Origin of the sequence: Aquisediminimonas profunda (assembly GCF_019443285.1) — a bacterium.
In the GTDB taxonomy this organism is placed as follows: Bacteria; Pseudomonadota; Alphaproteobacteria; order Sphingomonadales; family Sphingomonadaceae; genus Aquisediminimonas; species Aquisediminimonas profunda.
Window position 1 is genome coordinate 1,007,519 of the sequence record NZ_CP080327.1, and the last position, 20,414, is coordinate 1,027,932.

Here is a 20,414-nt window from a genome sequence, read left to right on the forward strand (position 1 = left end):
TGGTCGCTCATTGGGAATCGTTCGTCGCTCGGGCGGTTTCACTCGTTGCTTCGGGCGCTACAGCAGGTTGCAATGATCGGGCGGGTTCGCATCGCGTTAGTCGCGGGGGTAATGGCAATGACGGCCTGCGTTTCTTCGCAAGAAACGCCCAGCCGCATCCCGACGGCTGCAGCCCAGCCGAGTCCAGCGCCGCGCCTTGTCATATCGCTACCCACGCTGCCGCAAGCGCCATTTCCGACGGCATTGGCCCGCGCGATCCATACTCTCTGGGCCGGCTTTGACGGCAAGACCGGCATCGCCATTGCTCGCATGGATGGCAATTGGGTGATCCATGAACGCGGCGATGAACTCATGCCGCAGCAAAGCGTCTCGAAACTCTGGGTTGCAATGGCAGTTATGGACGCGATTGATCGCGGGCAACTCAGTCTTGATCAACGAGTCACGCTCACGCGTGCCGATCTGACCGTTTTCAACCAGCCGATCGCTGCAGCAATTGGCGAAGGAAGTTATACCACGACGATAGCGGACTTGCTCGACCGGCAGATGCGACGCAGCGACAATACTGCAAATGATTTCCTCATGCGCAAGGTTGGCGGGCCGCAGGCAATCCGCAACTTCATTGCGGCAAAGGGATTCGGAGCGATCCGGTTCGGACCGGGCGAAAAATACCTGCAAGCAAAAACGGCGGGCCTCACTTGGCGGCCGGAATATATCGACAATCAGGCATTTCGAGATGCCCGAGCAAAACTCAGCAATGAAGCACGTACTGCAGCAATGGATGCCTATATTGCCGATCCGCCCGACGGCGCGTCGCCAATCGCCATTGCCCGCGCGTTGCTGCGCCTGAAGCGGGGTGACATTCTTTCGCCTTCCTCGACGCGCTACCTCCTGAACCTGATGTCTACCTCGATAACGGGGCCACAAAGGCTGCACGGCGGCGTGCCTGCAGGCTGGCAATTCGCCCACAAGACGGGCACAGGGCAGGAGTACAAGGGTCGGCAGGCGGGCTTTAATGATGTCGCTGTCCTCACGGCGCCTGACGGAACAAGCTATGCTGTGGTCGTGATGATCGCAGACACGCGCACGCCTCTTCCAAAGCGCTTTGAGTTTATGCAAGGCATCAGCGCGACCGTCGCAGCATACCATCAGCAGCAATAGGCTTTTGCCCCGGCGCCGCGAACGCGCTAGACCCTCCAACAATGTCCCAGAACCACCTCTACCTGATTGACGGCTCGGGCTATATCTTCCGCGCCTATCATCGCCTTCCGCCGCTGACGAACATCCATGATGAGCCGGTCGGCGCCGTCTACGGCTATACCACCATGCTCTGGAAGCTGGCGGATGCCTTGCACAAGGCCGACGGCCCGACTCACATGGCAGTCATACTTGATGCGTCGGGCAAGTCGTTCCGCAACGACATCTATCCGCAATACAAGGCCCACCGTCCACCGGCACCCGAGGATCTTGTGCCGCAATTTCCGATGATTCGGGATGCGACGCGGGCCTTCTCGCTGCCCTGCATAGAGGTGCAGGGGCTGGAAGCCGATGACCTGATCGCCTCCTATGCCCATGCGGCGCTTGCGCAAGGCTGGAAGGTCACGATCGTGTCGACCGACAAGGATCTGATGCAGCTCATTCAGCCAGGCGTGGACATGCTCGATCCGATGAAGAGCGAAAGGCTCGGGCCGCATGCCGTGATCGAAAAGTTCGGCGTTGGCCCGGATCGCCTTGGCGAAGTCCTTGGGTTGATGGGCGATTCGGCAGACAATGTCCCCGGGGTCCCCGGGATCGGCCCCAAGACGGCAGCGAAACTGGTTCAGGAATTCGGCACAGTCGACGCTGTGCTTGCGGCGGCGCCGGAAATGAAGCCATCGAAGATGCGGGACAATCTTGTCGAATTTGCGGAGCAGGCCCGGCTTTCGCGCGTGCTGGTGGAACTCAAGTGCGATGCCCCATTGCCCGAGCCGCTCGACGATTTCCTTCTGAAGGAAGTCCCTGAACCGCCATTGCGAGCTTTCCTCGAGCATCATGGTTTTGCATCGCTGCTGAAACGTCTGGGAGGTGATGGGCCAGGCAAGCCCGATCACCAGACCATGAAACTGATCCGTTCCGAAGCGAAGACTGCTCCGCCAGCGTCATCGCCAGAACCGGAGCAATTGCCATTCGATCTTGATGCCTATGTCTGCGTGCAAACCGTCGAGGCCCTTGACGCCTGGATTGAGGAGGCGACGCTGGCCGGCGTCATCGCGGTCGATACCGAAACCGATGCGCTCGACGCCATGCAGGCTGGGCTGGTGGGCGTGAATTTTGCGACGGCACCCAATCGGGCCTGCTACATTCCCCTTGCGCATGGCGGGACAGACCTTCTGTCCGAAACGCCGCAGCAAGTTCCGTTCGACATCGCCATCGCCAAACTGAAACGGCTGCTCGAAGATCCGTCGGTCCTGAAGGTCGGGCATAACATCAAATATGACATGAACGTCCTCGCCCGATACGGAATTGTCGTCAGTCCGATTGATGACACAATGGTGATGAGCTTCGACCTCGATGCTGGTCGGCATAACCATGGGATGGACGAACTGGCGCTGCAGCATTTCGGGCACAGTTGCATATCGTTCAAGGATGTCTGTGGAACGGGGAAGAGCCAGCTGACATTTAACCAGGTGCCGCTCAGGGATGCGACGCGTTATGCAGCTGAAGATGCGGATGTGACACTCCGCTTGTGGCGTTGGTTCAAGCCGCGGTTGTCTGCCGAGAAAGTGACGCGGGTCTATGAACGGGTCGATCGTCCACTCATTCCTGTTCTTGTCCGGATGGAGCAGGAGGGCATCAAGGTCGATCGCGACGAACTCGCGCGCATGTCGAAGGAGTTTGCAGAAGGCATTGCCGGGTTCGAGGCGGAGATTCACGCGCTCGCCGGGCAGACCTTTACCGTCGGCAGCCCCAAGCAGCTGGGCGAGATTCTTTTCGGAAAAATGGGCCTGAAGGGAGGGCGCAAAGGCAAGTCCGGAGACTATTCGACAGACGTGACCGTGCTCGAAAAGCTTGCGTCCGAGGGTGTCGAGATCGCGGGCAAGGTGCTTGAATGGCGCCAGCTTTCGAAGCTCAAATCAACCTACACCGATTCATTGCAGGAACAGGTCAACCCGAAGACGGGCCGCGTCCATACGAGCTACTCCATTACGGGCGCGCAGACCGGACGGCTCTCGTCGAATGATCCCAATCTGCAGAACATCCCGATCCGCACAGAGATCGGGCGCCGCATCCGGGAGGCCTTTGTGGCGGAACCGGGCAATGTTCTCCTGTCAGCCGACTATAGCCAGATCGAATTGCGACTGGCGGCGCACATGGCAGACGTTCCGGCGCTCAAGGACGCATTCGCGAAGGGCGAGGATATTCACGCTTTGACGGCGATGGAATTGTTCGGCGAAGTCAATCGCGACACTCGCGGGCGCGCCAAGACGATCAACTTCTCGCTGCTTTACGGGATATCGCGTTGGGGGTTGGCCGGCCGTCTGGGAATTTCGGCTGATGAAGCGCAATCGATGATCGATCGCTACTTCGAGCGGTTTCCCGGGATCAACCAATATATCAGCCAGACCCTTCAGAAGGCTCGGGAAACGGGCCACACCGAAACGCTTTTCGGGCGGAAGACCCATTTCACCCGCATTACCTCCAGCAATCAAACCGAACGTGCGGGCTCCGAGCGGGCGGCGATCAATGCCCCGATCCAGGGTACCAGCGCAGACATTATCAAGCGCGCCATGGCTCGCATGATGCCGGCTTTGGAGGATGCCGGCCTGCCGCAGGTGAAGATGTTGCTGCAGGTCCATGACGAACTGGTCTTCGAACTGCCTGAAGGAGATGTTGCTGCGGCCAGTCCGATCATTGAGCGTGTCATGGCGGAAGCCGCCGAGCCGTTGGTCAAGCTCGACGTACCCCTTGGTGTTGAAATCGGGGCAGGCAAGAGCTGGGGCGCAGCGCATTGAGGGTTGCTGGGGGCTCCGAACTCGATGACATCGAAGCTCTCGCGAAGGGCGGACGAACCAATGTCGCCGGCTTCTTTGTTCGACTGATTGCACGCATACCCTTTCTCTTCATCGCCGGCCAATGGTATGGAGCAGCGGCACTTGGACGACTGGCCTATGCCGTGCTCGTCCTCGAGTTTGCGGCCCAACTCGCCACCCTCGGTCTCAAGCGAGGACTGGCCCTTCACCTTTCGGGAGACGGCAAGCAGAACGGCGTGTGGGACGCCTTGGCCCTTGTCCTTGCATGTGCTGTCGGCCTCACGATTGCGCTCATGCTTGTTCCCCGAGTGATGTTTCCCAACAGCGACATCAACGGATTTGAATCGCTCCTTCCGCTGGTCATCCCCGCCCTCGCGCTGACCGACCTGATGCTCGCAGCATTGGCCTATCGGTATGACGTTGGCGCAACCGTCAGGGCCAAGGCCATAATCGAGCCATGGACGATCAGCATCGGGGCCTTTGCCCTGAGCTGGTATTCGCTGCGGGACGGCTTGCTGATTGCCTATGCGCTTTCGATGGGGGCAGCGCTGATTACGGCGGCTATCCCGTTCTTTCGCGCCTACGGCTTTCCGGTGGGCTGGGCTCCGACCGTCGACGGGCTCTATCGGTTGGCCCGGCGCAACTTGCCTCTGGCTGCGGCAGACGGGATCGAGTGGGGCTCGCGCAGGCTCGACCTTGCGATACTGGGGCTGTTCGTTTCGCCGGCGACAGTCGGCATTTACTATGTCGCGCAGCAGGTGGCGAGCCTGCCCCAGAAACTGAAAACGAGTTTCGATCCGATCCTGGGTCCGGTCATCACCCGGAAACTTGAAAAGGGGGATACCGCTGCAGTCGCTCGGCAGGTCAGTCAGGTCGGCTTCTGGATTATTGCGGCGCAAACAGGAATTGCGCTGGCGCTGGGCATTCCTGGTGAAGGGCTGATGGGACTTTTCGGCCCCAAGGGCGCATTTGTCGGCGGCAACGGAGCGCTCGCCTTCCTGTTGCTGGCGGAAGTTGCCGCTGCCGTTGCGGTCGTCAGCGAAGCGGCACTGGTTTATATCGCGCGCCACCGCAATTTCCTGATCTCAGGCGCCATGATCGCTTTTCAGGCAGCGTTGACGTTCATTTTCCTGTTTGCCGCGCGGCAACAGAATCTTCCCGAGCTTTACCAGGCAGCAATGCCAGCGGTTGCTCTTGCCATTTCATTGGGCCTCGCCTCGCTGGTCAAGGCGAACCTGGCCGCAAGCCTGTTGGGCGCGCCCGTATCGGTCTGGCGCTGGCCATTGGTCTGGGCATCGGCTGCCGCAATCACAACGGGATCGATTGCCATTCGCCTGCCGGAATGGGCAGAGCTGGTCTTTGGCATACCGGCGATTCTCCTCGCCTATGGCGTCGTGATCTGGCGCTGGGGTTTTGCGGAAGAGGATCGAGCCTTGTTCCGAAAGGCAAGCACCTGATCGCTAACCCTTGGGCGGGGTGAAGGTCTGTTCGACAGCTGAAAAGACCGGGAGTGCCTCTGCCCTGGCGCAATGGTTGGCAAGCGCGGGAAGAGCTTCAGCATCAAAAAGGTCAGGATAGGCTTCGCGGATGAAGCGGGTGACGCAGGCAACCGCAATATCGTCATGGCCAGGTGTCGGTCCGTGCCACCAATCCCCCGCGCGCGCGCCACATTCGCGATCGATTGCTGCCAGCGCTGTGCGGATCTGCCCTTCGCAGCGGGATACGAAGTCAGGGTCAAGGGCGGTGGAGAAAAGCTTTGCGTAGAAGAATGAGACGGCCTTGTCTGCAGCGCCCGTCATCAATGCGATACGCCGAAGTGCCGCCCGGCGCGGAGCGCCAGATTTTGGAAGCAGTGCGCGGTCCGCGCCGACGCTTTCATCGAGATAGTCAAGGATCGCCCCGCTTTCGATCAACACTTCACCATTGTCGAGCACCAGGGCCGGAACACGCTTCAACGGATTATGCTGTGCGACCAGATCACCATCGCCAAATGTCGACCAAGGCACATGATCATAGGCGATACCGTAGGTCTGCAGCGCGACTGCGACCCTACGGACAAAGGGGGAGTCATATTGTCCGATCAGCTTCATATCGCCAGCCATCCCTTCAGACTCAGTGCCGGAAATGCCGCATGCCCGTAAACACCATTGCAAGCCCGGCATCATCGGCAGCCTGTATCACTTCGTCATCCCGGATCGAACCACCGGGCTGGATCACCGCCGTTGCACCAGCCTCGACTGCGGCCAGCAGGCCATCCGCAAATGGAAAAAATGCGTCAGATGCAACAGCTGAACCGATGGTACGAGGCTCCACCCACCCAGCCTTGTCCGCGGCATCGCGCGCTTTCCAGGCTGCGATGCGGGCAGATTCCAGGCGGTTCATCTGACCCGCCCCGATACCCGCAGTGCTGCCATCCTTGGCATAGACAATGGCATTGGATTTGACATGCTTGGCGACTGTCCAGGCGAAAAGGCAGTCGGCCAGTTCTTGAGCGGTCGGTGCGCGCCGTGTGACGGTCTTGAGCATCTCCCGTGTGATCTGCCCATTGTCACGGGATTGAACAAGATAGCCCCCGGCAATCGTCTTGAGGCTGAGCCCCTCTCGCGCCGGGTCAGGCAATTCGCCGGTCAGCAAGAGGCGCAGGTTCTTCTTCCGGGCAAAGACGGCCTTTGCTTCGTCGCTTGCGTCAGGCGCCGCCACGACTTCGGTGAAAATACCCGCCATTGCCTCGGCCGTTTCCGCATCGAGCGGGCGGTTGACCGCTATGATTCCCCCAAAGGCAGAAACGGAATCACAGGCGAGCGCCGCCTGATACGCCTCGAGTAAGGTATCGGCAGTCGCGACGCCGCACGGATTGGCGTGTTTGACGATGACGACCGTGGGCGGCCCATCGCGGAATTCGCTGACCAGCTCGAGCGCTGCATCAGCATCGTTATAGTTGTTGTAGGAAAGCTCCTTGCCCTGAAGCTGTTCTGCCTGCGCGATACCACGCGCATGGGGACCCGACGGGATATAGAGCGCCGCCGACTGGTGCGGATTTTCGCCATAGCGCAACTCCTCACGCTTGTGGCCCGTCACAGCGAGTGTGTCAGGGAATGCCTGGTGCTGGTCTGCAAAGGCGAACCACTGGCTGATCATCGCATCATAGGTTGCGGTTGCTGCATAGGCCTTTGCCGCGAGCCTGCGACGGAAGTCGTAACCTGTGGCGCCCTGTTTCGCGTCCATGGCACTTATCAATTCGCCATAGTCTGCAGGATCGGTCACGATTGCGACCGAAGCATGGTTTTTCGCCGCGGACCGGACCATCGAAGGACCGCCGATATCGATATTCTCGATAATCTCTTCGCGCCCGGCCCCTTTTGCGACCGTTTGCGCAAAGGGATAGAGATTGACGACGACAAGGTCGATCGCGCCAATGTCATGAGCCTCCATCGCAGCCAAATGCTCCGGATTGTCACGCACGGCGAGCAAGCCCCCATGGACCTTTGGATGCAGGGTTTTCACACGGCCATCCATCATTTCGGGAAAGCCGGTCAGGTCCGAGATATCCATGACGTGCAAGCCTGCGTCCCTCAGCGCCTTTGCTGTGCCGCCGGTCGAGACCAGCTCCACACCGTGTCGCGCCAGTGCAGCGCCGAGCTGTGCCAGGCCGGTCTTGTCCGAAACACTCAACAGCGCCCGCTTGATCTTCACGTCCGTCATTTCGTCTCCAAAAAATTAGCCGGCGCGCCGCAGCGCCCAGCCGACACTTGCGCCGCCGGGCGATGCTTCACCACTGACGACCAGCTGAACCGTGTTGTGGGGCCGGGCGTCGCCGTCGATCCACAGGCTTTCCTCAATCGACAGGGTCCCACCGCGGCAGCGGAATTGCCATAATGCGCCGCGCTCGATCCTGAGCAATGCACCCATGCCGTCTGCCGTGGGCGTTGCTTCGATGCCCGGCGCCAGATGAAACCGGATCGCAAAGGCCGACGTCATCGGCTTCTGCTTGGCCTTTGACGGAAGCAGCACATCGTCGCCACGCAACTCGCGGCCATCCCCGGACAGGAGCAAGGTTCGTTTGTGGATCAAGCCAAATCGGCGGACATAGCCATCATGGCTGGCCTCAATGCGACTGCTGCCCTCATTTTCCTGACGTTCAAGCGCAATCTCCGAAACGCCCCTGCCAAGTGTTCCATCTGCGTGGATTGCAGTCGAGTTGCTGTCGGCCAAGATCAACGTGGAATGGGCAGCAGTCGTCCTCAGGCCGTTGGCAAGGCCTGCGGAAATGAATGCACCTCCAGCATTGGCGCCGCCGCAATTGACGATCAGTCGATGCGCGCCGTCGGAAAGTTCAAAGGCCAGGGTCGATGCGCAACCCCCTCTCGCAACGCGCCTGTCTGGCGGAGGGGCGGCATCCATCACGACGACAGTTTGTCCTGCCGCTGCCCGCTGATAACCCCAATCGCGCGCCTGTCTTTGTGGCCGAGTGCGCACGCCTGTGGCCGCAATGATTGCCTCAACCTGCGACGCTTCGATCGGAAGGCTGCCTTGCCAGCTGGAAAGCCCGCCGTCTCCGAGTGTCACACCCAAAAGGGAGGGCACCGAGAGATTGAGCGCGCTTGCAAGGAATGCTGGCAGTTCTATCCGACGGGCGTCATAGACCCGGCAGAGCATGGCAAGCAGCATGACCACATCGAGCTGGCCGCTCGGCGTGCGGCAGACGAGCCCGCCGTCGGCAGAAAAGCCCGTATTGAGGGCGCGCGCCAAGCCCGCTTCGCCAAAGCTTCGCCGAGGGCCGCCGCCGGTAATCAGCAGGCCTGCCGCAACAATCCCGGCCCAGGCCGCTATCCGTTGCAGCCCAATCGGTGCCCTGTCAGCAGACCGGTCCAGATGGCGCGCGCCGCGGGCAAGGCCATTGAGGACAGCCGAGCGATAGACGAGATCCGTGCTCGACAGGATCAGCGGCGCGTGCGTCGACCAGAAAAGGATGCGCCAGCCCCAAAGGTCCGGTCGCCAGGCCGGCTCGCTGATCCGGTCGGCGTGGCTGCTCAGCCATCGACGGGTGAGCATTTCTGCAACCGGTGCCACCTGCGCGCGGGGGCCTGCGGCGGCAAGATCACGCAGCCATTGAAAGCGTTGCAGATAGTTTGCGAAGCCTGGTGAAATGCTTTCACTGCCAAAGTCGACGCGACCGCACTCGCCCTTCTCCCCTCGCCAGGTCAGTTCGCCGCGCAAAATGGCCAGGCCGGTCGAGGCGTCGCCGGCAACGGGATCGTCGGGAACCGCGAGCAATTTGAGCGGATAGCGTCCACGTAACCGCAAGGCATGAAGCGGAGTGCGCCAAGTGAGGCGATAAAACTGGCTCGTCAGTCTTTCTGCAAGTGATTCTCCACCGCTTTGTGCGCGGACCAGACGCCTGCCGACCGGAATCTCTTCATGTTCGTCTGAATCCATTGCCTGGCTGGCCATTCAGCCGCGCAGCGCGGCAATGTTGGCGGCATAGGCGCCCTGGCCGCCTTTGAACGTCGCCGTCCCGGCAACCAGAACATCCGCTCCAGCTGCGATGATTCTTGGGGCCGTGCTTCGATCAACACCGCCATCGACCTCAAGGCGAATGTCCTTGCCAAGTTTGTCGATCGACTTGCGGATTGCCTCGATCTTGCGAAGCTGGCTTTCGATGAAGCTCTGCCCGCCAAAGCCGGGGTTGACGCTCATCACAAGAACCAGATCGATGTCCTCGAGGACATAGTCGAGCATTTTGGCTGGCGTCGCCGGATTGAGCGACACGCCCGCTTTCTTCCCAAGTGCCTTGATCCGCTGCAGTGTGCGATGAAGATGCGGGCCCGCTTCCTGGTGAACCGTGATGATATCGGAACCGGCTTCCGCAAATGCATCCAGCATGAAGTCGACGGGCGAGATCATGAGGTGGACATCCATGACCTTCTCGGTATGCGGGCGAAGCGCCTTCACCACCATGGGTCCGATCGTGATGTTGGGCACAAAATGGCCGTCCATCACATCGACATGGATCCAGTCCGCACCTGCCGCATCGACTGCGCGCACTTCGTCTCCGAGGCGCGCAAAATCAGCAGAAAGGATCGATGGGGCAATGAGGACGGGGTTTGCCATAGCCCGCCGCTCTAGCCAGCGAATCACCCTGCGGCAAGGCGCGTTCAGGGCCGATCGAAGCGCGCGATGAAAAAACCGTCGGCATGGTTGACGGGCAGGACGCGCATCCAGCCGCCGGGGTCCGGCACCATACCGCCGCCAACAGCTTCGGAGGTGATAGGCGCAAGCCGCAAACCGGCAGCTTCTGCCACCTTGACCTGGTCTTCCCCTTCTTGTCGCTCAAGCGAGCATGTTGCGTAGATCAGCGTCCCGCCGGGTTGCAGCCAGGTCGCGACCCGAGCAATCATCGCTGCCTGCAGTTCGGCAAGCTGTGCAATGTCGCTTGGCCTGACGCGATAGAGGACGTCCGGATGCCGGGTGAATATCCCTGTGGAGGAACAGGGTGCATCGAGCAGAATTGCTGCCACTGGCTCAGCAGGTTCCCAACGCATCAGGTCCGCCGTTACCAGCCGCGCCGAAAGGCCGGTGCGCGCCAGATTGTCTTCGAGTCTGACAAGGCGGGCGCGATCCTGGTCCAGGGCTGTCACTGCCCAGTCGGCTGAGGCCAACTGCATGGTCTTGCCGCCGGGCGCTGCGCAAAGGTCCAGCACGGCACGCCCGTTTCCCGGGCCAAGCAGACGTGCGGGCAACGACGCAGCGATATTCTGAACCCACCAGGCCCCTTCGGCAAAGCCCGGCAAACCGGCAATCGCTGGCCCGCGGGCAATGCGAACATGGCCCGGCATCAGGCTTTCCCCCCCTAGTCGATTGGTCCAAAGACCTGTCTCGGTCGCGTCGCGCAATGTCAGGTCAATCACCGGCGGTTCGATCATTGCAGCGCTGGCAAGTGCCACAAGCGCGTCATCCCAGCGCAAGCGGACCGGATCGGGCAACGTGGGCTGGGCGGGAAGCGATGCTTTTTGGCGCAACAGCGTGCCCAATACCCCATGGACCAGCCGCCGCGGTCCACCATCGACCAGCGGAAGCGCCGTCGCGACAGCAGCATGCTCGGGTGTTTCCATCACCAGCACCTGTGCCAGGGCCATCCGCAGAACCATTCTCGCCTTTGAATCATGCGGCAATACCTGGCGTGTCACACTGTCGATGAGCGCATCAAGATCTGGCAGACGGCGCAGCGTCTCGCTGGCAATGGCGCGTGCAAGCGCCTTGTCTTCAGGCTTTGCGAGGCCGCGCGTTGCGTTGCCAAGTGCCGATTCAAGCGGCATTCCGCGTCGCAGCACGGCATCGAGCAGAGTGAGCGCAGCACGACGCGGCGCGAGTCCGGAAATTTTGTCCATCCCAGCCGCCCTAGCGCCCGAAAGGGCACTTGTCGAAGGGATGCCCTTGGCCGATAATGACACGATGTCCGGCAAACGCCCCTCACACGTCAAGGCTCCGGCCTATCTGTCGAAGAACCCGCCTGTGCCGCAACCACAAGCCGTGCCCCGCGCGGCCGAGCCGGATCCCGACCGTCTCGACCCGGTGCGCTATGGCGATTGGGAACTGAAGGGCATCGCTGTCGATTTTTAGCTGAAACCGGCTGTTAAGGCCTTGGTGCTAGGTCCTTTCGCCTCAAAGAGGGGCGGTTTGGATGAACACCGAAGTTTCCAATTTTGCGGCGCAGCTGATTGCGGCGGGTAAGGTCAGCGATGCTGACGTGCTCGCATTGAGGCCGCTGGTCTGGGCTGACGACAGCATCAGCTTCGATACGCTTGATGCCTTGTTTCTGGTCAATGATCGCTGTGCGCCTCAGTCCAGAGCCTGGATCGACTTCTTCATTGAAGTCGTCGGTGACGTGCTTTTGCATCAGACACCGCCGGCCGGCTTCCTTGATGAGCATGGGGCCGACTGGCTTCGGTCGCGGATCGATCGCGCGGGCGACATTGCGACCATTGGGGAGCTCGAGCTGTTGGTTTCGCTGCTTGAGCATGCGGAAAATGCGCCGCTGTCACTGAAGCCTTATGTGCTCTCGCAGATCGAGGCGACGATCGTCAGCGGAGTCGGGCCGACTCGTGCTCCGGGCCTTGTCCGCTCGGGCTGCGTCGATGAGGCAGAAGTGCAGCTGCTGCGGCGACTGATTTTTGCAAGCGGCGGAGAGGATGCGTCCATCGTCGGTCCTCAGGAAGCGGACCTTCTGTTCCGAATCAAGGATGCAACGCTGAACAGCGATAATGCGTCCGGCTGGCTCACGCTCTTCGTTCAGGGCGTTGGCAACCATCTTCTGGCGCACAGCAACTATCGGGCAATCTCCCGCGATGACGCGCTGCGGCTGAACGCCGAAATGAATGCAAACACACCAAGTATCGCGCGATTTTTCGGCCGGATGCTTCCCAGCGAGATGCTCGGCCGCGGAACGGTCATTGATGCCTTCAAGTCGGTCTTTCCGCCTGAGCATGACCTGCTATCCGGATTGGCTTCGGTCGCACCCCGGTCCGAACTAACAGCGGCGGAGGCAGCCTGGCTCAAGAAGAATATTGCGGCCGACGGTCAGACTGATGCCTATGAAAAGGCTCTCATGACCTTCCTGCTGGACGAAGTTGCCCAATTGCCGGCAATCCTTGCGGAGCCCAACCGCCGCCGAGCCTGAGCGGCGTTCAAAAGGTTAGCCGCAGCCCCGCTGAGCCGGAGGTCGATTCTGCCGTTCCAAATCCTGCCGTTCGAACGATCGAAAGATCGATTCGGAGTGGTTTTGCAATAGCGAAACTCGCCGTCGCGCCATATTCCGCCCAGCTGTCCTTTGTCCCTGGGACATCAAGGGCGCCCAACAGTCTTGAAGCGATGATCGGCGAGGTGCCGCGATTGTAGGCTGTTGTATTGGAACTGGTAACGAACGCGGCATAGAGGCCGATGCTATGGCGATCCGCGGCCCCGAACGTCCGCTGCGCCGAGCCGCCGGCAGTGAACGTCACGCCGTTCTGCTTTTCCTTTTGAGTCACAAGTCCGCGCAGCGGCAGCGTGATCGCGCGCGCCGTATCGACACGACTGTAGTCCAGCGAGATGAAGGGGGAAAGAAATGCATGTTCGCCCAGCTGAACGTCATAAGTCAGCGACCCGCCGATCGCATTGGTCTTTCCATTGCTCGAGATATCGATTGTCTGTCCGTTTCGTCTGCGGAAAGCCTCGGCGCCGAATTTCCGCCAGCCGAAGGAGGCATAGCCGTCCAGGCTCAGGGAGCCGAAGCTTCTGCCACCGGCAAGGGCGATCTGGCTGGTTGTCGATGGGACGACACCAACAAGGCCCTGCCCATCACGTGACATGATCTTTGTGCCCGACAGGCGCACATAACCATCCTCGAAGGTCCGCGTCAGGCTGACGCTGACAAATGGCTGATCGCCATTATGGTCCAGTGCTGCGGTTCCGCCGGATATGCTGGCCGACCAGACGGAGCCCGACGGTTCGGTGTTTGCAAACGCTGGTTGGGCAACGGCAAGACCGGCGACGATGGCTGCAATAGCTGATTTCATGATGACTCCAGATTTCATGAGTTGTTTGCCGCCTAACGCACGACGCAAAATTTTCCTTCGCCGGGTTCGAAGGGTTTAATGGTTTCGTGCGTATTAAGCGGTAGTTCGAGATCGTGACTGATGTGCTGATGAGCCCTGTGACACCGCAAGCTGCGGAGGATGATACGCTGATGGCCCGTGTCGCTGCGCGCGACGCCGCGGCCTTTCGCGCATTGATCGAGGCTCACGCGGGCAAGGCCCACCGCATCGGCTGGCGCATGCTCGGAGATGTTGTCGAGGCCGAAGATGTGGCACAGGAAGCAATGCTGAAATTATGGGAACAGGCAGATAAATGGCAGGCGGGTGGCGCGGGCGTCGGTGCCTGGCTGAACCGCGTCGCTACAAATCTCTGTCTCGACCGGCTTCGCCGCCGTCGCTTCTCAAGCGATGAGGACGTTCCCGAGCGGGTTGACGAAACGCCGCTTGCCGATGCGCGGATCGATGCGGACTGGATGCGAAATCGGGCCATGCAGGCTGTGCAGGCACTGCCTGATCGTCAGCGCGCGGCCATTGTGCTGACTTACTATGAGGAATGTTCGAACCTCGCTGCAGCCGAGATTCTGAACCTCAACATCAAGGCGTTCGAATCACTGTTGCTGCGCGCGCGCCAGGCATTGAAGTCAGGGCTGGGCGATGTGCGCCTGGCTCGGCAGGGAGGTGCAGCGTGAGCGATCCGAGACGCGATCCGGCCCTGGCGGAATTGCTGGATGGGCTGACAGTGCCACCGCTTTCGGCGGACTTTGGCGACCGTGTTGTTGCAGCGGCAGCCCATCGGCTCCCGCCACTCCCAGCGCCGACCCTCTCGCGCAGCGGCAGGCGCGCCCGATGGATCCGGGGTCATCGGGTGGTTATTGGCGTTGTTGCGCTTGGCCTGATGAGTGCCGGAGCCGCGGCAACAGCCATCTTCGGGGATGTCGCGCAGACAATTCCGGTCATTGGTCCTCTGATTGCGCGCGTTGTGCCGGCAAAGGCTGAACACAAGCGAACGCCCGCCATCGTGCTCAAACCAAAGCCGGAGGAAAGCGCGGCGCAAGTAGAGGATGCCGTCTCACCGGTTGCGCCCGCGCCGCTCACAATTCCTGAACGCCTTGTGGTGCGCCGGGAGATGCGCCGCGAATTCGTGGCCGAACGGATTGCAGACAGATTGCAGCAGCGGGCAGAGCGGCGCGAGGCGTTGGGCCTGCCGCCGCGCGCGGTGCGGCCGGCCGAGGCCCGGGCCGTCCTGCGGCGCATTCCACCTGCGGATCGTGCGGCCATTGTCGAACGGGTTCGGGAAATCCGGCAGGAGCGGCGGGCGACCGCGCTTGGGCCGGCAGAGCCTGATGATATCGCCCCTGTGCCGGGCACGGCGCCCGCTGAAGATAAACCGCCAGCCGCTCAGCCCTTGCCCGAGGCTCAGGCGTCTGATCAGGCTTCATCCCCGCGCGAAGCAGCCGAAATCGCCCCTGAACGGGCGGAGCAGCTTCGTCGCTTGCGCGCCCTTCGGGAACTGCAGAGGCAACGTCGGGACATGCGCCGTCAGCGGCTGCAACAATGAACGAAGGGTTTTCCAGCGTCGTGCGTTGAAGGCTTGTGAGCGGGTCGGCTCCGTCAACTGCCACTGGAGAATGTCATGAAAAAGTTCCTCTTTGTACCAGCTCTTGCTGCGGTCCTTGCTATCCCGGCATTTGCAGAGCCTGTGACCAAGACAGTCACGATCGACCGCCCCAACTATGACGGCACGCGCACGATCGTGCGTGACAAGGACGCCGGCACGTTGTCCCGCGATACACAGGTCACCCGCGCGAGCGATGGGGCCACGGCGACGCGCGAATATGATCGCACGCGTACGGCGGATGGCTTCACTGCGTCGGGCACGTCGACAAATTTCAAGGGCGAGACCCGAAGCTTCGAGCGCACGCACACGCGGACCGACACCGGGTCGGTGAGCAGCGGAAACTACACAACCCGGGGCGGCGAAACCTACACGACCTCAGGCAGCCGCAACCGCACGGAAACCGGATTTACGGCCAATCAGACGATCAAGAACCCTGAAGGGGCCACGGTATACAATCGCGACGTGACGGCAACGCGAGCGGATGGCCAGATCTCGCGCTCTGTCAATGTGACGCGCGCCGAGGGCTTTCACCCGCCGCGGCGCCCTGATCGTCCCCAAGCCAATCGCCGGCAACGCGGCCATTAGGTCCGTCTTTCCAAAACCGGCCCGGTGAGCGACCCCGAACCGGGCCGGGATCATTGCCGTCCACTGGCAATGCCCTGTCGGGCGCATGATCCGCTTTGCTGGTCATGCGCCCGATTTGCATGGCCCCTTGTCCAAGGCTTGCGCCGCATTGCATGCCCCGCTAGAGGCTCGCGGTCCGGCGCTTAGGAGTGTAGCTCAGCTGGTAGAGCATCGGTCTCCAAAACCGAGGGCCGGGGGTTCGAGCCCCTCCACTCCTGCCACCGGGCTTGCGCCGCCGGGGAAACGGCTCTAAAGGGCCGCAATCCCGACATCAGGATCATGCTTCCGGAACGCTCCGGCCGCGGGTCTGTGTTGGTCGAAACGAGGATTTTTGCGGAATGGCCAAGGTCAGTCCAGGTGAGTTTATTCGGCAGGTCCGGGCAGAGACGGCGCGAGTCGTCTGGCCGTCGAGCCGTGAAACCGTGATGACGACCGTCATGGTCATCATCATGACGACTGTGCTTGGGCTGTTTTTCTTCAGTCTGGACAGTTTTTTCAGCTGGATCGTCCAGTCTCTCCTGAAACTGATCTGACGCGCGCAGGATTGAACGGAAACTCATGTCACGCTGGTACATCATTCACGCTTATTCGGGGTTCGAGAACAAGGTGCGCGACGCGATCATGGCTGACGCGGCGCGGCTTGGCCTTGAAGCGCTGGTCGATGCTGTCGAAGTGCCGACCGAAACGGTGACTGAAGTCCGCCGCGGCAAGAAGGTGCAGGCCGAACGCAAGTTCTTCCCGGGCTATGTCCTCGCAAAGCTGAACATGAATGACGATGTCTACCACCTCGTCAAGAACCAGCCCAAGGTCACGGGCTTTCTGGGATCGAGCGGCAAGCCTCAGCCGATCAGCGAAGCCGAAGCGGCCCGCATCCTGAATACCAAGGAAGCTGCTGCCGCTGCGCCGAAGACTCGCATTTCCGTCGATTACGAGATTGGCGATCAGGTCAAGGTCCTCGATGGACCCTTTGCCAGCTTCAATGGGCTTGTCGAGGAAATCGACTTCGACAAGAACAGGGTCAAGGTTTCCGTCTCCATTTTCGGTCGCGCAACGCCGGTCGAACTCGAATTCGAGCAGGTGGAACGGGCCAAATAGAATTCCGGGGCGTGCCTCGAAATCGTGCGGGAGGCTTTCGGGCTGTTTGACCGCTAAACTTGAAACAGGCGAAGCGCTTTTGCGCGGAAGCCGAAATACAGAGTGAGAATGTAAGATGGCTAAGAAGATCAGCGGCTATATCAAGCTGCAAGTGCCAGCGGGGGCTGCAAACCCGTCACCGCCAATCGGCCCTGCCCTGGGTCAGCGCGGCGTGAACATCATGGAATTCTGCAAGGCGTTCAATGCCGCCACCGGCGATCTTGAAAAGAACATGCCGATTCCGACGATCATCACTGTCTATGCGGACAAGAGCTTCTCCTTCGCGACGAAGAGCCCGCCTGCGACCTTCCTCATCAAGAAGGCCCTGAACCTCAAGTCCGGTTCGAAGGAGCCGGGCAAGGTGTCTGCAGGAAAGATCAAGATGTCCCAGCTTGCCGAAATCGCGCAAGTGAAGATGGCTGATCTCAATGCGAATGACATCGATGCGGCTGTCCAGATCATTGCCGGGTCCGCCCGCGCAATGGGCCTCGAAGTGGTGGAGGGCTGAGACCATGACATTCCAGAGCAAGAAGGCGAAGAAGCTCGCTGGAACGATCGATCGTGAAAAGCTGCATGGCGTTGATGAAGCCATTTCGATCATCAAGGCCAACGCGACCTCCAAGTTCGATGAAACCATTGAAGTCGCGATCGCCCTGGGCGTTGACCCCCGACATGCCGACCAGATGGTGCGTGGCGTGGTGACACTTCCCAAGGGCACCGGCAAGACGGTGCGCGTCGGCGTTTTTGCCCGTGGCGACAAGGCTGAGGAAGCGCGTGCTGCCGGAGCGGACGTGGTTGGAGCGGAAGACCTTCTCGAGATCTGCCAGTCCGGCAAGATCGAGTTCGAGCGCTGCATTGCGACGCCGGACATGATGGGCCTGGTCGGACGCCTCGGCAAGGTGCTTGGTCCCAAAGGGCTGATGCCAAACCCGAAGCTTGGCACTGTCACGCCGAACGTTGGTGAAGCCGTGAAGGCTGCCAAGGGTGGCCAGATCGAGTATCGCGTCGAAAAGGCCGGGATCATTCACGCCGGCATCGGCAAGGCAAGCTTCAAGGCCGAAGACCTGCGCACCAATTTTGATGCGCTCGTCGATGCGGTCGTCAAGTCCAAGCCAACCGGTGCCAAAGGCAAGTATTTGAAGAAGGCTGCACTCAGCTCCACAATGGGGCCTGGCGTGAAGCTTGACGTCGCGGAATTGAGCGCGTCGTAACGTAATTCTGTTCCCCGCCTTGTGCGGGGGCGGAACCGTCCGAGACAGCAGGTGCTCCTGATCCAGTCAGGGGCTTAATGTCCTGCCGAGACGGGGAACGGAATTTTTCGGCCATTCCGGTGGTCGCCCTTCCCCTCGGACTCAAGCCAAAGGGCGCGCTTGCGTGCCCAGCGGCAAAGCCGCGCCTGTGGATGGTCTGCAGGCGCTTGTTGAGGAGAATGGCATGGATCGTGCTCAAAAACCGATAGTGGTCGAAGAGCTGAACCGCACCTTCAACGAGGTCAATGTGGTGGTTGTCACCCGTAACCTCGGCCTGACTGTCGCCCAGTCGACAGCACTCAGGCTTAAGATGCGCGAAGGCGGAGCGACTTACAAGGTTACGAAGAACAGTCTCGCCAAGATCGCAACCAAGGGCACAGTGTATGAATCGATCAGCGACCTGCTGACCGGTCCCATTGCACTGGCCTCCTCCATTGACCCGGTGGCAGCTGCAAAGATTGTCGTCGAGTTCGCCAAGACGAACGACAAGCTCGAAATCGTCGGCGGCGCAATGGGGAGCACAGTCCTTGATGTGAACGGCGTGAAGGCCTTGGCAACAATGCCTTCACTGGATGAACTGCGCGCCAAGATCGTGGGCCTTGTACAGGCACCTGCGACGAAGGTCGTCCAGATCGTTCAGGCTCCGGCTGGCCAGTTGGCCCGTGTCTTTGGCGCTTATGCCGCCAAGGAAGCTGCGTAAACTTTTTGCGTCGCCCCTGCGAAGGCAGGGGCCTCGTCGTGACCCTAAAAGCCCCTGCCTTCGCAGGGGCGACGATTTGAAATTTGGAGACTTAAAATGGCTGATTTGAACAAGATTGTAGAAGACCTTTCCGCCCTTACCGTCATGGAAGCGGCTGAACTTTCGAAGCTGCTCGAAGAAAAGTGGGGCGTTTCGGCTGCTGCTGCTGTCGCTGTTGCGGCACCGGCTGCTGGCGGCGCTGCTGCACCGGCTGCTGAAGAGCAGACCGAATTCGATGTCATCCTGACCGGTGACGGCGGCAACAAGATCGCCGTCATCAAGGAAGTCCGTGCCATCACCGGCCTGGGCCTCACCGAAGCCAAGGCCGCTGTTGAAGCTGCGCCGAAGGCGATCAAGGAAGGCGTTTCGAAGGACGAGGCCGCCAAGGTCAAGGCTCAGCTCGAAGCCGCTGGTGCGACTGTCGAACTGAAGTAAGCATTTGCGTATTTGCCCTGGCGCATGCCGGGGATCTGACAAAAGGGGGGAGCGACTCTGGAAAGGGTCGCTCCCCTTTTTTTGTCCATCGTCGGTGATCGACCAAGGCCGCTTCTCATTCGACAAAGCTGGTTGCCATTGAACAGCGGGTAGCGCAGATTCCGGCCCCTGTGCGAAGACCAGCAAGGGGAAAATCTGTGAGAAGGGCCTTTTTGATTGCAGCGCTGATTGCGACACCCGTTCTTGCCAAGACGGCAGCGCCGGACTGGCTTGCCATTCCGCAACGTGCCGAGAGTGACATCAAGCTTGATGAAGGCCGCAAGCCGATCGAGACGTTGACGTTCCTTGGTATCAAGAAAGGTGATGCCGCCCTCGATTTCGAAGCTGGCGGCGGTTACTATACCGAAATCATGGCTCGCGCGGTCGGACCGAAAGGGACTGTCACAGCGTGGTTGGCCACCCAGTTCGCTGGCGATGCCAAGGGCAAGGCAAAGTGGGCGGGCATTCTGAGCCGCACACCGAACGTCCATGTGCTTGAGCAGCCGTTCGAGGAATTTCAGGCGCCTGCGAACAGCTATGACTTTGCCCTGTTCCATCTGAGCTATCACGATGCCTATTGGACGTCTGCCGAATACAAGGTGAAGCAGCAGGATCCTGATCAACTGGTCAGGAAGATTTATGCGTCCATGAAACCGGGCGGCATCGTTGGTGTGGTCGATCATGTCGGACCGGCTGGGGATACGCGCGAGGTTGTGGACAAGCTCCACCGCATCGATCCCGCTGTCGTGAAGGCGGACTTCCTGCGCGGCGGATTCAAGCTGGTTGGTGAAAGCCGTCATCTTCGGGTCGCGACCGACGATCACACCAAACTCGTGTTTGATCCAGCTGTGCGCGGCAAGACCGATCGCTTTGTCTTCAAGTTCATGAAGCCCCGCAAATAGCCGCGCCCGACTGCCCCTCTGGCAGAGTGGGGCGCAGTCATGGGTCAGGCGAATGGGCCTTTGGCGCGTTGGCTTGAATCGGCGCTTCGATTAT

The 20,414-nt window shown here is 60.6% G+C and carries 21 protein-coding genes and 1 tRNA gene; 16 read left to right on the forward strand and 6 right to left on the reverse strand.

Annotated features, from left to right (window positions below; genetic code table 11):
* The first annotated feature begins 72 nt into the window (after nt 1-72).
* Genes K0O24_RS05185 through K0O24_RS05195 form a run of 3 tightly spaced genes read left to right on the forward strand, consistent with a single transcriptional unit; the run spans nt 73 to nt 5,464 of the window.
* Nucleotides 73-1,158 carry a serine hydrolase gene (locus tag K0O24_RS05185; protein ID WP_219894777.1) on the forward strand — a complete coding sequence of 362 codons (1,086 nt, stop codon included), beginning with the start codon at nt 73-75 and terminating at the stop codon, nt 1,156-1,158.
* A 41-nt stretch (nt 1,159-1,199) separates the two neighbouring features.
* Nucleotides 1,200-3,989 carry a DNA polymerase I gene (gene polA / locus K0O24_RS05190; protein ID WP_219894778.1) on the forward strand — a complete coding sequence of 930 codons (2,790 nt, stop codon included), beginning with the start codon at nt 1,200-1,202 and terminating at the stop codon, nt 3,987-3,989.
* Nucleotides 3,986-5,464, forward strand: a complete 1,479-nt coding sequence (locus tag K0O24_RS05195; protein ID WP_219894779.1) for a lipopolysaccharide biosynthesis protein — start codon at nt 3,986-3,988, stop codon at nt 5,462-5,464. The genes polA and K0O24_RS05195 overlap by 4 nt, the downstream gene beginning before the upstream one ends.
* Nucleotides 5,465-5,467: 3 nt before the next feature.
* Here K0O24_RS05195 and K0O24_RS05200 read toward each other — a convergent pair whose 3' ends face one another.
* The 5 genes from K0O24_RS05200 to K0O24_RS05220 are packed head-to-tail and all read right to left on the reverse strand — an operon-like array spanning nt 5,468 to nt 11,395.
* Entirely contained in the window at nt 5,468-6,109 is a 642-nt protein-coding gene (locus K0O24_RS05200) for a glutathione S-transferase family protein (protein ID WP_219894781.1), read from the reverse strand.
* A gap of 10 nt (nt 6,110-6,119) precedes the next feature.
* The gene (purH, locus tag K0O24_RS05205; RefSeq protein ID WP_219894783.1) at nt 6,120-7,709 is read right to left on the reverse strand and encodes a bifunctional phosphoribosylaminoimidazolecarboxamide formyltransferase/IMP cyclohydrolase; all 1,590 of its coding nucleotides are present in this window, start codon (nt 7,707-7,709) and stop codon (nt 6,120-6,122) included.
* A 15-nt stretch (nt 7,710-7,724) separates the two neighbouring features.
* Nucleotides 7,725-9,443, reverse strand: coding sequence for a heparinase II/III family protein (locus K0O24_RS05210; RefSeq protein ID WP_246611133.1), 1,719 nt, complete (start codon nt 9,441-9,443; stop codon nt 7,725-7,727).
* Nucleotides 9,444-9,458: 15 nt separating this feature from the next.
* The gene (gene rpe / locus K0O24_RS05215) at nt 9,459-10,118 is read right to left on the reverse strand and encodes a ribulose-phosphate 3-epimerase (RefSeq protein WP_219894785.1); all 660 of its coding nucleotides are present in this window, start codon (nt 10,116-10,118) and stop codon (nt 9,459-9,461) included.
* 44 nt (nt 10,119-10,162) lie between these two features.
* Complete coding sequence (locus tag K0O24_RS05220; RefSeq protein ID WP_219894787.1) at nt 10,163-11,395, reverse strand: RsmB/NOP family class I SAM-dependent RNA methyltransferase; 1,233 nt, start codon at nt 11,393-11,395, stop codon at nt 10,163-10,165.
* A 64-nt stretch (nt 11,396-11,459) separates the two neighbouring features.
* Here K0O24_RS05220 and K0O24_RS05225 point away from each other — a divergent pair, with 64 nt between their 5' ends.
* Both K0O24_RS05225 and K0O24_RS05230 read left to right on the forward strand, forming a co-directional pair.
* Entirely contained in the window at nt 11,460-11,627 is a 168-nt protein-coding gene (locus tag K0O24_RS05225; protein WP_219895483.1) for a DUF1674 domain-containing protein, read from the forward strand.
* A 61-nt stretch (nt 11,628-11,688) separates the two neighbouring features.
* Nucleotides 11,689-12,684, forward strand: a complete 996-nt coding sequence (locus K0O24_RS05230) for a hypothetical protein (RefSeq protein WP_219894789.1) — start codon at nt 11,689-11,691, stop codon at nt 12,682-12,684.
* Nucleotides 12,685-12,691: 7 nt separating this feature from the next.
* On the opposite strand, the gene K0O24_RS05235 is transcribed toward K0O24_RS05230, so the two are convergent.
* Nucleotides 12,692-13,561: an autotransporter domain-containing protein gene (locus tag K0O24_RS05235; protein WP_219894791.1), complete on the reverse strand. Its 870-nt coding sequence runs from the start codon at nt 13,559-13,561 to the stop codon at nt 12,692-12,694.
* Between the two features lie 113 nt (nt 13,562-13,674).
* Between K0O24_RS05235 and K0O24_RS05240 the strand changes: the two genes are divergently transcribed.
* The 11 genes from K0O24_RS05240 to K0O24_RS05290 all read left to right on the forward strand — a co-directional run bounded on the left by K0O24_RS05240 (nt 13,675) and on the right by K0O24_RS05290 (nt 20,320).
* A complete protein-coding gene (locus K0O24_RS05240) occupies nt 13,675-14,268 on the forward strand; it encodes a sigma-70 family RNA polymerase sigma factor (protein WP_219894793.1) in 594 nt (197 codons plus the stop codon).
* Entirely contained in the window at nt 14,265-15,137 is an 873-nt protein-coding gene (locus K0O24_RS05245) for a hypothetical protein (protein ID WP_219894795.1), read from the forward strand. Before K0O24_RS05240 ends, K0O24_RS05245 begins: the two co-directional genes overlap by 4 nt.
* A gap of 75 nt (nt 15,138-15,212) precedes the next feature.
* Nucleotides 15,213-15,782 carry a hypothetical protein gene (locus tag K0O24_RS05250; RefSeq protein ID WP_219894797.1) on the forward strand — a complete coding sequence of 190 codons (570 nt, stop codon included), beginning with the start codon at nt 15,213-15,215 and terminating at the stop codon, nt 15,780-15,782.
* A gap of 184 nt (nt 15,783-15,966) precedes the next feature.
* Nucleotides 15,967-16,042: transfer RNA gene (locus K0O24_RS05255), tRNA-Trp, on the forward strand.
* Between the two features lie 117 nt (nt 16,043-16,159).
* The gene (gene secE / locus K0O24_RS05260) at nt 16,160-16,354 is read left to right on the forward strand and encodes a preprotein translocase subunit SecE (protein ID WP_219894799.1); all 195 of its coding nucleotides are present in this window, start codon (nt 16,160-16,162) and stop codon (nt 16,352-16,354) included.
* 25 nt (nt 16,355-16,379) lie between these two features.
* Complete coding sequence (gene nusG / locus K0O24_RS05265) at nt 16,380-16,916, forward strand: transcription termination/antitermination protein NusG (RefSeq protein WP_219894801.1); 537 nt, start codon at nt 16,380-16,382, stop codon at nt 16,914-16,916.
* Nucleotides 16,917-17,031: 115 nt separating this feature from the next.
* Nucleotides 17,032-17,463 (forward strand): 50S ribosomal protein L11, encoded by a 432-nt coding sequence (rplK, locus tag K0O24_RS05270; protein WP_219894803.1) that lies wholly within the window; start codon nt 17,032-17,034, stop codon nt 17,461-17,463.
* A 4-nt stretch (nt 17,464-17,467) separates the two neighbouring features.
* Nucleotides 17,468-18,166, forward strand: coding sequence for a 50S ribosomal protein L1 (gene rplA, locus K0O24_RS05275; RefSeq protein WP_219894805.1), 699 nt, complete (start codon nt 17,468-17,470; stop codon nt 18,164-18,166).
* A gap of 223 nt (nt 18,167-18,389) precedes the next feature.
* Nucleotides 18,390-18,905, forward strand: coding sequence for a 50S ribosomal protein L10 (gene rplJ, locus K0O24_RS05280; RefSeq protein ID WP_219895484.1), 516 nt, complete (start codon nt 18,390-18,392; stop codon nt 18,903-18,905).
* Nucleotides 18,906-19,001: 96 nt separating this feature from the next.
* Nucleotides 19,002-19,379 (forward strand): 50S ribosomal protein L7/L12, encoded by a 378-nt coding sequence (gene rplL / locus K0O24_RS05285; RefSeq protein ID WP_219894807.1) that lies wholly within the window; start codon nt 19,002-19,004, stop codon nt 19,377-19,379.
* Nucleotides 19,380-19,576: 197 nt separating this feature from the next.
* Complete coding sequence (locus K0O24_RS05290) at nt 19,577-20,320, forward strand: class I SAM-dependent methyltransferase (RefSeq protein ID WP_219894809.1); 744 nt, start codon at nt 19,577-19,579, stop codon at nt 20,318-20,320.
* Nucleotides 20,321-20,414 lie beyond the last annotated feature (94 nt).

Coding starts and splice junctions, on each gene's coding strand:
- rplJ (WP_219895484.1), top strand. CDS start 18,390: ATGGATCGTGCTCAAAAACCGATAGTGGTCGAAGAGCTGAACCGCACC.
- rpe (WP_219894785.1), bottom strand. CDS start 10,118: ATGGCAAACCCCGTCCTCATTGCCCCATCGATCCTTTCTGCTGATTTT.
- K0O24_RS05225 (WP_219895483.1), top strand. CDS start 11,460: ATGTCCGGCAAACGCCCCTCACACGTCAAGGCTCCGGCCTATCTGTCG.
- secE (WP_219894799.1), top strand. CDS start 16,160: ATGGCCAAGGTCAGTCCAGGTGAGTTTATTCGGCAGGTCCGGGCAGAG.
- rplA (WP_219894805.1), top strand. CDS start 17,468: ATGACATTCCAGAGCAAGAAGGCGAAGAAGCTCGCTGGAACGATCGAT.
- rplK (WP_219894803.1), top strand. CDS start 17,032: ATGGCTAAGAAGATCAGCGGCTATATCAAGCTGCAAGTGCCAGCGGGG.
- K0O24_RS05230 (WP_219894789.1), top strand. CDS start 11,689: ATGAACACCGAAGTTTCCAATTTTGCGGCGCAGCTGATTGCGGCGGGT.
- K0O24_RS05210 (WP_246611133.1), bottom strand. CDS start 9,443: ATGGATTCAGACGAACATGAAGAGATTCCGGTCGGCAGGCGTCTGGTC.
- K0O24_RS05220 (WP_219894787.1), bottom strand. CDS start 11,395: ATGGACAAAATTTCCGGACTCGCGCCGCGTCGTGCTGCGCTCACTCTG.
- K0O24_RS05250 (WP_219894797.1), top strand. CDS start 15,213: ATGAAAAAGTTCCTCTTTGTACCAGCTCTTGCTGCGGTCCTTGCTATC.
- nusG (WP_219894801.1), top strand. CDS start 16,380: ATGTCACGCTGGTACATCATTCACGCTTATTCGGGGTTCGAGAACAAG.
- K0O24_RS05200 (WP_219894781.1), bottom strand. CDS start 6,109: ATGGCTGGCGATATGAAGCTGATCGGACAATATGACTCCCCCTTTGTC.
- K0O24_RS05185 (WP_219894777.1), top strand. CDS start 73: ATGATCGGGCGGGTTCGCATCGCGTTAGTCGCGGGGGTAATGGCAATG.
- K0O24_RS05235 (WP_219894791.1), bottom strand. CDS start 13,561: ATGAAATCAGCTATTGCAGCCATCGTCGCCGGTCTTGCCGTTGCCCAA.
- rplL (WP_219894807.1), top strand. CDS start 19,002: ATGGCTGATTTGAACAAGATTGTAGAAGACCTTTCCGCCCTTACCGTC.
- purH (WP_219894783.1), bottom strand. CDS start 7,709: ATGACGGACGTGAAGATCAAGCGGGCGCTGTTGAGTGTTTCGGACAAG.
- polA (WP_219894778.1), top strand. CDS start 1,200: ATGTCCCAGAACCACCTCTACCTGATTGACGGCTCGGGCTATATCTTC.